Below are 12,066 nucleotides of genomic sequence, written 5' to 3'. Positions count from 1 at the left end.
CCCGCAAGAGGGTGTTGATCAGGTAGAGGAGCCCGCAGTTTCTCACTCGAAAGAGTTGTCGCGGCAGGGCGGTCCCCGACCACGTAGGTTCATCGGTTTCCTCAGGGATCTCCCGTGCTGCGCTGTCCGTCGGTCTGACCGGGCGCTTGCGGAGGCGTCGGTTTCGTCCAAGAGTTCGTGGACCGAATGCGTGACCCTTCCGCGGTGGTGTCGTTGACCGGATGACGGCACCAGGGGTGAGGGGAGGGGGCCGGTGGGCCGGAAGCTGCCGCTGGGCGAGGGGGAGGCGGCTCGTACCGCCTCCGCACCCGTCCTGCTCCGGTCAGGTGTGGACGAGAAGACCGGGGAGGTCATCACGCCTGCCGTTCTGGCGGAGCGGGTGGGCTGGTGCGCCGATCTGGTCGCCGGGATGACCGGTGCGCTGCTGTCCGGGCACTGGAATGCTGTCGATGTGGACACGCTGGCGTCGGGTTCGGACGCGGGGGGCCGTAGCCTGCCGTCGAACGCGTGGATGGCACTGCGGCGGCTGGGCTGGACGGTCGCCCCGCCGGACGGGGTGCGGGTGAACGACCGGATCGTGCGCATGGCCCAGGAACAGGCCGGGCGGATGTTGCGGTCGGTGAAGTGGCGCGCCGATGTGATCTCCGGGGTGCTGGCGGCCTGGCCCGCCGCTCCGGACAAGCGCGCACCTGCGGAGTGGGAGCAGGTACGGGCCGCGATTCCCGGCGGGGAGCATCTGCCGTCGAGTGTGATCCGTTCCCGCACCCGGCAGGTCGCCGCGTACGCGCGCAGGCACGGGCGTCTTCCGGCCGGTGTGTTCGAGCTGGAACCCTCGCCGGGCGCGGCGCGGATGCTGCTGCTCGCCGCGTGCGACGGCCAGCAGGCCACTATCGAACGCTCCGACGACGGACGCCGTGCGCTGCTGCGTCTCCAGCTGCCCGTCCGGCCCGACCCCACTTCGTACGGCGACTGGACGTGGGTGGCCTGCCCGATCCAGCTGCCGTCCACGGTCCCGGCGGACGCGGTGCTCCACCTGCCTACCCTGCGCCCCTCGGGCGGAACCACCCGGGCCGACCTGGCCTTTACCCATCCCGTGCCCAGGCCCGGCGCACCGGGCACACCGTGGCCCTGGGGGTGGACTGGGGCCTGAATACCCTGCTGTCCGCGGGAGCCGCCCGGCTGCGCGCCGACGGGACCATCACCGCCCTCGGTGCCGGGGCCCAGTTCCGGGCCGCCGGGGTTGTGGCCAAGCAACACCGGCTGCGCCGCACCTCCGAGCACTTGCACGGCAAGACCGGCCACTACACCCGGCTCGCCGACCCCGCCCTGGACGGCAAGCACGCGGTGCTGGCGGAGGAGATCCGGCGCGTCTCGGCGCGCCGCTCGAACCTCAACGACGCCCTCGCCCGGAGTGCGGCCCGTTGGGCCGTCGACCAGGCCATCGCGGCCGGGCCCACGGTCATCTACCTGGAAGACCTCAGGTCGCTGGAAGCCAGGGGCATGGGCCGCACGACGAACACCTGCCTCTCCCAGACCGTACGCGGGCAGATCGCCGACCGGATGCGGCACTTCGCCGCCGAGACCGGTATCGCCGTGGTCACCGTCCCCGCCGGAAACACCTCCCGGCACTGCCCGCACTGCCTCACCCCGTTGCGGCACCGCAAGGCACCCGATCGACCCACCACCCCGGGCTGGAAATGGGCCCTCTGCCCCCAGCCCGATTGCGGGTGGCAGGGTGACCGCGACCAGGGCGCCTGGCGCCGCATCGCCGCACGCGGCCTCACCCACCAGACCAAGTCCGTCACCGACCGCACCAGCGGACAGGTGGTCATCCGGACGGTGGCCGGCCGGCTCGAAGCCACGGCCGTCATCACCACCATCCCGAAGACCGCCGGGTCGGACCGGTCCAAGACCGGCCCGACCCGGCCACGCACCCACCGCCCCGCGCCCAGGCGACGCGGGGTTCCCTCCCCCGTCGGGCCCCACGGCCTGGCGGGCAAGCGTCCGGAGGGACACGCACCAACGGACCGGCCCCGACTGCCCCGAGCAGCCCACCGGCACCAGAGCGTGACCACGATCAGCACACCCACCACCCGGCACAAGCCGCGAGGAGCAGCACTCGGCGCGGGATTCCACCTCCACGCCCACGCCTCCCCACCACGGTGGACGGACCCCGCGCCGGACCCCACGGTTCGCACGGGCTCGCTAAGCTGATCAGAGACGTTCGGAACACCGGCACCAGACGTGACCGGGCGACCTTCGACCCACGAGGAGTGACCGTGATCCCCGGTGGCGGCCAGCCCAACATGCAGCAGATCTTCCAGCAGGCGCAGAAGATGCAGCAGGACCTCGCCCGCGCCCAGCAGGAGCTCGCCGCGACCGAGGTCGAGGGCCAGGCGGGCGGCGGCCTGGTGAAGGCCACCGTGACCGGCTCCGGCGAGCTGCGCGCCCTGGTCATCGACCCGAAGGCGGTGGACCCGGAGGACACCGAGACCCTGGCGGACCTCGTCGTGGCCGCCGTCAAGGCCGCGAACGACAACGCGCAGCAGCTCCAGCAGACCAAGCTGGGCCCGCTGGCGCAGGGCCTGGGCGGAATGCCGGGCCTGGGCTTCTAGCGAGCACGCCGAGCCACTACCGTTAAGAAGGCAAGAGCACACCCGGAAAGGGCGTTCCGTTGTACGAAGGCGTGGTCCAGGACCTGATCGACGAGCTGGGCAGGCTGCCCGGCGTCGGTCCCAAGAGCGCGCAGCGGATCGCCTTCCACGTCCTCCAGGCCGAGCCGACGGACGTGCGCCGGCTGGCCCACGCCCTCCTGGAGGTCAAGGAGAAGGTCCGGTTCTGCGCGGTCTGCGGGAACGTGGCACAGCAGGAGCAGTGCAACATCTGCCGCGACCCGCGCCGGGACCGGACCGTCATCTGCGTGGTCGAGGAGCCGAAAGACGTCGTCGCGATCGAGCGGACCCGCGAGTTCCGGGGGCGGTACCACGTCCTCGGCGGCGCGATCAGCCCGATCGAGGGCGTCGGCCCCGACGACCTGCGGATCCGGGAGCTGCTCGCCCGCCTCGCGGACGGCGAGGTCACCGAGCTGATCCTGGCCACCGACCCCAACCTGGAGGGCGAGGCCACGGCCACGTACCTGGCGCGGATGATCAAGCCCATGGGGCTGAAGGTCACCCGGCTCGCCAGCGGCCTCCCGGTCGGCGGCGACCTGGAGTACGCCGACGAGGTGACGCTCGGCCGTGCCTTCGAGGGGCGGAGGCTGCTAGATGTATGACGACCGGGCGCGGGAGGACCGGGCCGGTGCCGGTGAGCTCTCAGGGAGGCTCCTCGATGTCTGACCCCACGCTGCACTCCATCACGCAGAACCCCGACGACTTCGCGGTCCAGATCGCCGACTCGGTCGAGAGCTTCATCGTCGCCACGACCGAGGTCGCCAAGGGGGACGAGCCGGACAGCGCGGTGCCCTTCCTGCTCCTGGAGATCTCCCAGCTGCTCCTCGCCGGCGGCCGGCTCGGCGCGCATGAGGACATCGTCCCGGACGAGCGGTACGAGACGGACACGGGCCCGGAGCCGGACGTGGACGACCTGCGGGAGCGGTTCGCCGCGATGCTCGACCCGGTGGACGTCTTCTCCGAGGTCTTCGACCCGTACGAGCCCCGCAAGGCCCCCGTCCCGGCGCGCATCTCGGACAACCTCGCGGACATCGTCGCCGACCTCCGCCACGGCCTCGCCCACTACCGCGCGGGCCGCACCTCCGAGGCGCTGTGGTGGTGGCAGTTCTCCTACTTCTCCAACTGGGGCCCCACCGCCTCGGCCACCCTCCGCGCTCTCCAGTCCCTCGTCGCCCACGTCCGCCTCGACCAGCCGCTGGCCGCCCTCGACGGCCTGGACACCGACGAGGACCTCACCGAGGACGACCTCGCCGAAGAGGCGGGCCGGGTCATGCTGCAGGAGATCGCCGGACCCCTGGGCCTGCGCGGCCGCCCTTCGGGCGCGGCCAAGGAGTTTTGATCATTCTCTGAGCACAGTGTCTCAGGATGTGATATCCGGTCGGTGTTTTTCGGTCGCTCGTTAGACTGAGCCGACCGCAGCGCGGGCTGCGGCACCGACCGAGCGAGGAGCGCACGTGGGCCTTGTCGTGCAGAAGTACGGAGGCTCCTCCGTTGCCGATGCCGAGGGCATCAAGCGCGTCGCCAAGCGGATCGTGGAAGCCAAGAAGAACGGCCACCAGGTGGTCGTCGTGGTTTCCGCGATGGGCGACACGACGGACGAGCTGATCGATCTCGCCGAGCAGGTCTCTCCGATGCCTGCCGGACGCGAGTTCGACATGCTGCTGACCGCCGGAGAGCGGATCTCCATGGCCCTGCTGGCGATGGCGATCAAAAACCTGGGCCACGAGGCCCAGTCGTTCACCGGAAGCCAGGCGGGTGTCATCACCGACTCGGTCCACAACAAAGCGCGCATCATCGATGTCACGCCGGGCCGGATCCGCACCGCCCTCGACGAGGGCAACATCGCCATCGTCGCGGGCTTCCAGGGCGTGTCCCAGGACAAGAAGGACATCACCACGCTGGGCCGCGGCGGCTCCGACACGACGGCCGTGGCGCTCGCCGCCGCGCTCGACGCCGAGGTCTGCGAGATCTACACCGACGTCGACGGCGTCTTCACCGCCGACCCGCGTGTGGTGAAGAAGGCGAAGAAGATCGACTGGATCTCCTTCGAGGACATGCTGGAGCTCGCCGCCTCCGGCTCCAAGGTGCTGCTGCACCGCTGCGTCGAGTACGCGCGCCGCTACAACATCCCGATCCATGTCCGCTCGTCCTTCTCCGGACTCCAGGGCACGTGGGTCAGCAACGAACCGACAGGGGACAAGGTGGAGCAGGCCATCATCTCCGGTGTCGCCCACGACACCTCCGAGGCGAAGATCACCGTGGTCGGCGTGCCGGACAAGCCGGGCGAGGCCGCGGCGATCTTCCGGGCCGTCGCGGACGCCGAGATCAACATCGACATGATCGTGCAGAACGTGTCGGCGGCCTCCACCGGTCTCACCGACATCTCCTTCACCCTCCCCAAGGCGGAGGGCCGCAAGGCCATCGACGCCCTGGAGAAGGCGAAGGGCGCGATCGGCTTCGACTCGCTGCGCTACGACGACCAGATCGGCAAGATCTCCCTCGTCGGCGCCGGCATGAAGACCAACCCGGGCGTCACCGCGGACTTCTTCCGCGCCCTGTCCGACGCGGGCGTCAACATCGAGCTCATCTCGACCTCCGAGATCCGCATCTCGGTCGTCACCCGCGCCGACGACGTCAACGAGGCCGTGACCGCCGTCCACACCGCCTTCGGCCTGGACAGCGACTCGGACGAGGCCGTCGTCTACGGCGGCACCGGGCGCTGACCCGCCGCCCCCCCGGCCCCCCCCGCGCCCGGCCGCTCCCAGCGGCCGGGCGCAGTCGCGCATCCGATTGTGGTGGCTTCGTGGGATCTGTGAACACCCTGTGAGCAATCCGGCGCCATAACCCCCTTGAACTGCGGTGATGTGGTGGCGGACGATGCACTTCCCCCGTGCTGCAACTAGGAGTTGGGCGGGGCGCGTCTCCGCGTTCACCCACGAGCGTGGCGCGGTCACGCGAGGTGACGGGGCATTGGGGGAGAACGGTTACGCATGAGGACGAACAGCTCACCGCAGAGAAACGCGGTGCGGGCGTACAACCATTCCGGGGGAACACGAGTCAAACAGGCGTGGCAGACGTACTCGACATTCCCGCGGTCTCCCCGCTCCGCGGGGTCCGCACGCCCGTGCTCCCCCTGCGGGGCCCCGGCGTCGTCGGCGCACCCGGACGCGGCGCCGCGCTCCGCCCGCGCCCGCTCGACGGTCCTGCGGTGACCACCGCCGTGACCACCGAATCCCGCGCGCGAGTCAGCGGCATCCCGACGCCGCGCAAGGCCGCCGACGGCCCCGTCGCCGGCACCACCGTCGACCACCTCACCGAGACCTACCGCGCCCACTACCGGTCGCTGCTCGGTCTCGCCGCCCTCCTGCTCGACGACACCGCCTCCTGCGAGGACGTCGTCCAGGAGGCCTTCATCCGCGTCCACTCGGCCCGCCGGCGCGTCCGCGACCCCGAGAAGACCCTCGCCTACCTGCGCCAGACCGTGGTCAACCTCTCCCGGTCCGCGCTGCGCCGCCGCATCCTCGGCCTCAAGCTGCTGTCCAAGCCGATGCCGGACATGGCCAGTGCGGAGGAGGGGGCGTACGACCAGCTGGAGCGCGACGACCTCATCAAGGCGATGAAGGGCCTCCAGCGCCGCCAGCGCGAGGTCCTCGTCCTGCGCTACTTCGCCGACATGACGGAGGCCCAGGTCGCCGAGACCCTCGGGATATCGCTCGGCTCCGTCAAGGCGTACGGGTCCCGGGGCATCGCCGCCCTCCGCGTCGTCATGGAGGCCAAGGCATGAGCCGCGAGCACGAGGACGACGCGGTCCGCGAGGCGCGGGACGGACACGGTGACGGCGAGGAGCGCCACGACCCCGACGAACGCAGCGGACGCGGCGCCGAGCAGGCCCGCGTCGGACGTGACGAGCTGAGTGGACGACTGATGATGGACTTCGAGCCCGGCCCCGGTGAGGACGAGGAGGAGGACGAGCTCGCGCTGCGCCGCCTGTTCCACGGCGCCGTCTCCGGGCTCGAACCGTCCGCCGACACCCTCGACCACCTCCGCCGCGCCGTGCCCGCCCGGCGCGCCCGCAAGCGCCAGGCGCTCGTCGGCGCCGCCGCGGCGGCCGTCCTCATCGGCACCGCCGTCCCCGCCTTCATCCACGTCGCCGGCTCCCCCGGACTCACCACCGCCAACCCGGCGCTCGCAGGCCACGGAGAGCAGGCCCAGGGGGGCACCGGCGCCGAGGCCGAGGGTGACGACCCGGCCTCCACCAAGGCGCCGTCCACCAAGGTCTCCTCGACCACCGGCCCCACCCAGGGCGCCACCGACAAGGGCGAGGCCGAGCCGGACCCGACGGGAAGCCGGTCCGAGGCGGGCGCGGAGCCCGGCTCGGCGGCGGGCTCCGTCCCGCTCTGCGGCCGCGGCACGCTCCGGTCGGGCGGCGGCTACAACAGCGGCCCCGACTCCACCGGAGTCGTCTACGGCGGCTTCACCATCGTCAACGGCTCCGGATCGGCCTGCCGGGTCGAGGGGTCCGGCCTGATCTCCCTCTCGGCGAGCGGCGCCGCCGACCCGGGCCGGATCTCGGTCGTCCGCCACTTCGACGGCGACCCGGCGACCGGGCTGCCCCCCACCTCGGCGGACGTCAAGCCGCTCCTGCTCAAGCCGGGCGGCTCCTACCAGCTGAAGTTCGCCTGGGTGCCGTCCGCGAGCTGCTCCACCGACGGCGGCGGGGCCACCCCGACGACGCCGACCGAGCCCACCCAGGTCCCCACCGAGCCGACGCCCACCCCGACCGAGCCCACCCAGGTCCCGACCGAGCCGACGCCCACCCCCACCCCCGACGGCGAAGGCGCCGGCTCCGGCGGCGCCGAGACCGGCGGCGGCACCGGCACGGGCACGGAAGCCGGCACCGACTCCGGCCTGACCACCCAGCTCCTGCGCGCCGAGCCGGCCGCGGGCAGCGTGGCCGTCAGCTACACCGCGGAGCCCGGCGACCCGACCGTCACCACGGTCCTCGACGGCGCCTGCGCCGGCACGCTCTACCGGACGGGCATGCTCAAGGGCTGAGGCCGGCACGGCGGAGGGGCCGGGGGAACGTGCTCCCCCGGCCCCTCCGCCGTACCCGATCCGTACCCGTGTCGTGCGGGATCCGTATCCGTCTCCGCGCCGTACGGGCCCGTCAGTGCTCCGCCAGGCCCAGCTCCGCGTCGCGGGCCGCCTCCGCCTCCCGGCGCAGCAGCCGGAACCACATGAAGACGACGAAGCCGGCGAAGACGAACCACTCGGCGGTGTAACCGAGGTTCTGGAAGGACTTCGCGTCCAGCCCGGTGCCCGCCGCCGCGGCCGCCGGCACCGGCGTCAGCCCGGCGGGCGAGTCGGTGAGGGTCACCCAGGCGTCGTACACCTCGTCCTGGACGACGTTCACCAGCGAGGCCGCGCTGATCATGCCGAGCTGCCCCTCGGGCAGCCCGCCGGCCGTCCGCACGCCCTTCGTGCCCTGGTTCTCCGAGGCCTGGAGGGCGCCCACGACCGTCACCTCGCCGGACGGCGGCGCCGGGGCCTGCGCGCCCGCGGGCAGCCAGCCCCGGACGACCGGCAGCGACCGTCCCGCGTCCGTCCGCAGCAGCGTCAGCACGTACGAGCCCGACCGCCCGTCCAGCTCGCGGTCCGGCACCAGGAACTGCTTCCCGTACCGGCCCCGTGCCTCGGCGGCGCGACCGGAGGTCTCCTTGTCCACCGGCAGCAGCGACGCCAGCGGCTCGGCCTGCCGCGCGGTCGCGGCCGGCTTCCGCTCGGCCTCCTGGTGGGAGTCGACGCGATCCTCGAACTTGCCCAGCTGCCAGGTCCCCATGAAGACGCAGAACGGGATGGCCAGCAGGACGAAGAGATTGATCCCCCACCAGCGGGGGGTCCTCAGGAACCGGTACACACCCCCACGGTACGGGGACGGCCCCGGACCCCCGTCAGCCGGGGCCCGCCCCGGGGCGAACCGGCGCCCGGCCGGGCCCCGAAGGGGCCCGCACCGGCGGCGGCCGGTCTCCGGCGCCCGGCCCGGGGCCGGAGGAGCCGCACCGAGGGTGGCTAGGCCGTTTCTTTCGGATCACGCCGGGCTCGCGGCGTCTGGCACGCACGCTCGCTGCGTTGTCGTCAGTCGCCGATGTCCCCCAGGCTTCGCCCGGGAGGTGCCCCCACCGCATGGACTCCCTCCTCCGCCTTGCGAGCGCACGCACCGGACGCCGCTCCCTGATCCGGCCTGATCCGAAAGAAACGGCCTAGTGCCCGGCGTCCGGCCGGAGCCTGATCACCGCGCGCCCGCCCGCCAGGTCCACCGTGGTCCGGTGCGGCGGCGCGCCGTCCTCCTCGTCGTCGCGCAGCAGCAGGGCGCTCTGCCGTTCCTTCAGCTCGCTCTGCTTGCCGGGCGAGAAGGTGGCGTGCAGCTGCTCGAAACCGGTCGAGGAGACCGTGCCCCGCCGCTTCCCCCGGCCGGTCATGCGCAGGAACTGGTCGGCGAAGGCGATCACGGTCAGCAGGATGACCAAACCCGGCAGCGTCACGAACACGGCGAACTCCATGCCGCCAGGAGACCACGCCGCCCCGGCCCCCGGAAGGTCCCGGGACGGCCGGCGGGGAAGCGATCCCGGGCCCCGGAAGACCCCGTCCGGCCACGGGGAGGCGCGCCCAGGCCCGCCGGAGGGCCCCGGTCGCAGCCCGCGGGGAGGCGGGGTCAGACCTCCGGGCGTACGTGGTGCGTCCGGAGGCCGTCGGGGCCGAGCACCTGCGCCCCGATCTTGTACGTGCGCAGGCTGACCGCCGTCCCCGTGATCCGCAGCGCCGGCGCGGTGCGGACGAGCCGCGCCGTGATCTCGTGGAGCTCCTCCACCGACGCCAGCCACATCGCGAGGGCCAGGTTGTGCGGCCCGGTCACCGAGGTGATCACCTGGGTGCGCCGCAGCCGGCTCAGCGCCGCCACCGTCACCGCCTCGTCCTGCGGCGCCAGCTGCGCCGTCACCATGGCCCACACCGGGCGCCCGGAGAAGCGGGGAGCCGGCTGGCAGTGGTGGTGGAGGGCGCCGCCCGCCGACAGGACCTCCAGACGGCGCCGTACCGTCGACTCGCTCGTGCCGCACTGCCGGGCCAGCTCGGCGGCGCTCCGGCGGGCGTCGCCGGCCAGCTCCGCGACGAGCCGCCGGTCCAGGTCCGTCACCTGGGGGACCTGGCCGGGGTGGACCGGCCCACGCGCGCGTGCCCCGTTCTGCCGTTCCAGGGCGCCGAGCTCGGCGAGGAGCCGGGCCTGCGCGGGGCTGAGCTGTTCGAGCCGGGAGCGGTAGGGGCGGTTGTGCATCCGGGTGACGACCTGGGTGCGGGCCCGCAGCACACCGGCCAGCCGGCGCACCCGGCCGGTGACGTACGCGTCGAGGGCCGGCAGGTCGGGCGCGATCAGCAGCACGATCAGGTCGGCGCCGCCGGTCACCGCGTGCACCCCGAGGGTGCCGGGGTCGCCGGACAGCTCGATCGCCGTGGCCTCGGCGCTGTCGGCGGTGCACTCCAGCTCGATCCAGGCGTACAGCGCGGCCTCGCCCCCGCGCCGGGCGATGAGGAGCGAGGTCCAGGCGTACCCGCCGGCGGTGAGGTGGTCCCAGCGGCGCGCGAGGGTGTCGGGACCGGCCCCGAGGACGGTGGACAGCTGGGTCCAGCTCGCCCTGGGGAGGACCTGGAGCGCGTGGATCAGTGACATGTCCGCCTCTCCCAGGACGGATTCCCCCGTACGCATTTCCCTCCTTGGCCGATCCCCCGGAAAACCTTGGTCGCGGGTCCGGGAGCACCCCAGGATGTGGACCAGGGCATATGCATTCAAGCCGCCTCGGCGCTCTTTGGCCACGAAACGGCCAAAAGTCACAGTGACGGCATCCGACGGTGACGAGACCCTGCGGAGGCGGGCGGCCGGAGAGCCGGAGAAGCCGGAGAAGCCGGAGAAGGGGGACGCGCGGGGGATGACGACCATGGGACGAGTGCCGGGGGAGACCCCCGAGTACCAGGTGCTGTGGGGCGAGCCGGTGGGCTGCGGCCAGCTGGCGGCGGCCGAGGAGGGGTACGCGGCCGCCGGGCCCGCCGAGCGGCTGCTCTGGGAGCGGCTCTCCGTCTTCGAGGGCGCCTTCGACGTGCGGGCCGTCGAGGAGGTCTGCGGATACGGGGCGCTGTCCCTCGTGGACGTGGGCGCCGTGCTGGACCGGCTGGCGCGGCTGGCGCTGCTGCCGGTGGACGACCTGTTCGACGGGGAGGACGGCGGGCCGCGCCACTGGATGCCGCACGCGATGCGGGCCGTCGGCGCCCGGAGGCTGACCGCCCGGGGCGACCGCTGGATCGTGGTCCTGCACCACCGGAGGTGGTGCGTCCAGGTCGCCCGGCGGGCCGCCGAGTGGTGGCAGCGGGGCCGGCAGGTGGACGCCCGGGACCTGGCGCTGCGCGAACTCCCCGACCTGGCCGCCGCCATGGACCCGACGACGGCGCCGCTCGCGCCGGGCGACGAGGCGGGACCGGCCCTGGAGATCGCGGTCTCGCTGTGGTTCCTGTGGGTCTCCTGCGGGCGGGTCGCGGAGGGACGGACCCGGCTGCGGCACGCCCTGTCGCTGCACCCGGGCCCGCCGCCCGCCCGCGCGCTGTGGCTGGCCGCCTTCCTGGAGCTGGAGTCGGGGCGCCCCGAGGACGCCGACCCGCTCCTCGTCCAGGCGTGGGCGAGCGCGGTACGGGACGGGGACGAGCGTTGTCTGGGGCTCCTCGCCCATCTGCGCGGCGCGATCGCCCTCTACCAGGGCCGGAGCCGGGCGGCGGCGGTCGAGTTCCGGGAGGCGCTGGACCAGATCGGGGACGCGCCCGACTTCGGGCCGACCCGGGAGGCCTGCTGGGCGGCGCTCGCGCTCTGCTACAGCCGCACCGACCCGGAGGCCGCGCAGGAGGCGCTGGACCAGCTGGAGCGGGACGGGGCGGGGCGGCGGACCTGGGCGGGCCGTGACCTCTTCGCGGACGCCTGGGCCGACCACGCCCGGGCCGAACTCCTCGCCTGGGACGGGGAACCGGCCCGGGCCGCCGAACACGCCCGCCGGGCGCTGCGCGAGCACCTGCGGCTCGGCTCCGCCGTCGGCGCGGCCTGTGCGGCCGAACTCCTCGCCCGGGTCAGGCTGCTGGACGGCCGGCCCGACCGGGCGGCCCATCTCCTCGGCGCCGTCGACCTGTTGAGAACCTCCGCCTTCGACACCTCCTATCGGCCGGGGCGGTACTGCGCGGTGTCCCGGGCCCGCAGCGACGAGGCGCTGCGGAGCCTCCTCGACGACCCCGAGCTGCGGGAGGCGTACGAAGAGGGAGCGCGGAAGGGGCTGTTCACGCTCTCCCGGGAGCGGTGAATCACCCG

General features: G+C 73.3%; 12 protein-coding genes. 9 read left to right on the top strand and 3 right to left on the bottom strand.

All coding sequences use genetic code 11. From position 1 onward, the window contains the following. The first annotated feature begins 328 nt into the window (after positions 1-328). The 8 genes from IE245_RS36645 (at position 329) to IE245_RS00750 (ending at position 7,727) form a co-directional block, all read left to right on the top strand. The gene (locus IE245_RS36645; protein WP_229851015.1) at positions 329-1,150 is read left to right on the top strand and encodes a hypothetical protein; all 822 of its coding nucleotides are present in this window, start codon (positions 329-331) and stop codon (positions 1,148-1,150) included. After that, the gene (locus IE245_RS36640) at positions 1,123-2,214 is read left to right on the top strand and encodes a zinc ribbon domain-containing protein (RefSeq protein WP_229851014.1); all 1,092 of its coding nucleotides are present in this window, start codon (positions 1,123-1,125) and stop codon (positions 2,212-2,214) included. Before IE245_RS36645 ends, IE245_RS36640 begins: the two co-directional genes overlap by 28 nt. A gap of 65 nt (positions 2,215-2,279) precedes the next feature. Further along, a complete protein-coding gene (locus IE245_RS00775; RefSeq protein ID WP_169093058.1) occupies positions 2,280-2,615 on the top strand; it encodes a YbaB/EbfC family nucleoid-associated protein in 336 nt (111 codons plus the stop codon). 59 nt (positions 2,616-2,674) lie between these two features. Then, the gene (gene recR / locus IE245_RS00770; protein ID WP_189944592.1) at positions 2,675-3,274 is read left to right on the top strand and encodes a recombination mediator RecR; all 600 of its coding nucleotides are present in this window, start codon (positions 2,675-2,677) and stop codon (positions 3,272-3,274) included. 56 nt (positions 3,275-3,330) lie between these two features. After that, entirely contained in the window at positions 3,331-4,011 is a 681-nt protein-coding gene (locus tag IE245_RS00765) for a DUF5063 domain-containing protein (RefSeq protein WP_189944591.1), read from the top strand. A gap of 115 nt (positions 4,012-4,126) precedes the next feature. Then, the gene (locus IE245_RS00760; protein ID WP_189944590.1) at positions 4,127-5,395 is read left to right on the top strand and encodes an aspartate kinase; all 1,269 of its coding nucleotides are present in this window, start codon (positions 4,127-4,129) and stop codon (positions 5,393-5,395) included. Positions 5,396-5,892: 497 nt separating this feature from the next. Next, positions 5,893-6,456: a SigE family RNA polymerase sigma factor gene (locus IE245_RS00755; protein WP_189944820.1), complete on the top strand. Its 564-nt coding sequence runs from the start codon at positions 5,893-5,895 to the stop codon at positions 6,454-6,456. Continuing rightward, positions 6,453-7,727, top strand: a complete 1,275-nt coding sequence (locus tag IE245_RS00750; protein WP_229851013.1) for a hypothetical protein — start codon at positions 6,453-6,455, stop codon at positions 7,725-7,727. Before IE245_RS00755 ends, IE245_RS00750 begins: the two co-directional genes overlap by 4 nt. Before the next feature lie 112 nt (positions 7,728-7,839). On the opposite strand, the gene IE245_RS00745 is transcribed toward IE245_RS00750, so the two are convergent. The 3 genes from IE245_RS00745 to IE245_RS00735 all read right to left on the bottom strand — a co-directional run bounded on the left by IE245_RS00745 (position 7,840) and on the right by IE245_RS00735 (position 10,395). Continuing rightward, a complete protein-coding gene (locus IE245_RS00745) occupies positions 7,840-8,589 on the bottom strand; it encodes an SURF1 family protein (protein WP_189944589.1) in 750 nt (249 codons plus the stop codon). A gap of 343 nt (positions 8,590-8,932) precedes the next feature. Continuing rightward, positions 8,933-9,232, bottom strand: coding sequence for a DUF6191 domain-containing protein (locus IE245_RS00740; RefSeq protein ID WP_189944588.1), 300 nt, complete (start codon positions 9,230-9,232; stop codon positions 8,933-8,935). Between the two features lie 152 nt (positions 9,233-9,384). After that, positions 9,385-10,395, bottom strand: a complete 1,011-nt coding sequence (locus IE245_RS00735) for an Lrp/AsnC family transcriptional regulator (protein ID WP_229851012.1) — start codon at positions 10,393-10,395, stop codon at positions 9,385-9,387. 265 nt (positions 10,396-10,660) lie between these two features. Here IE245_RS00735 and IE245_RS00730 point away from each other — a divergent pair, with 265 nt between their 5' ends. After that, complete coding sequence (locus IE245_RS00730) at positions 10,661-12,058, top strand: tetratricopeptide repeat protein (protein ID WP_189944586.1); 1,398 nt, start codon at positions 10,661-10,663, stop codon at positions 12,056-12,058. Positions 12,059-12,066: the final 8 nt, after the last annotated feature.

This window comes from Streptomyces roseolus (assembly GCF_014649855.1).
Taxonomy (GTDB): Bacteria; Actinomycetota; Actinomycetes; order Streptomycetales; family Streptomycetaceae; genus Streptomyces; species Streptomyces roseolus.
The sequence above is the reverse complement of the archived record's forward strand: the minus strand, read 5'-3'. Positions and strand labels throughout refer to the sequence as shown.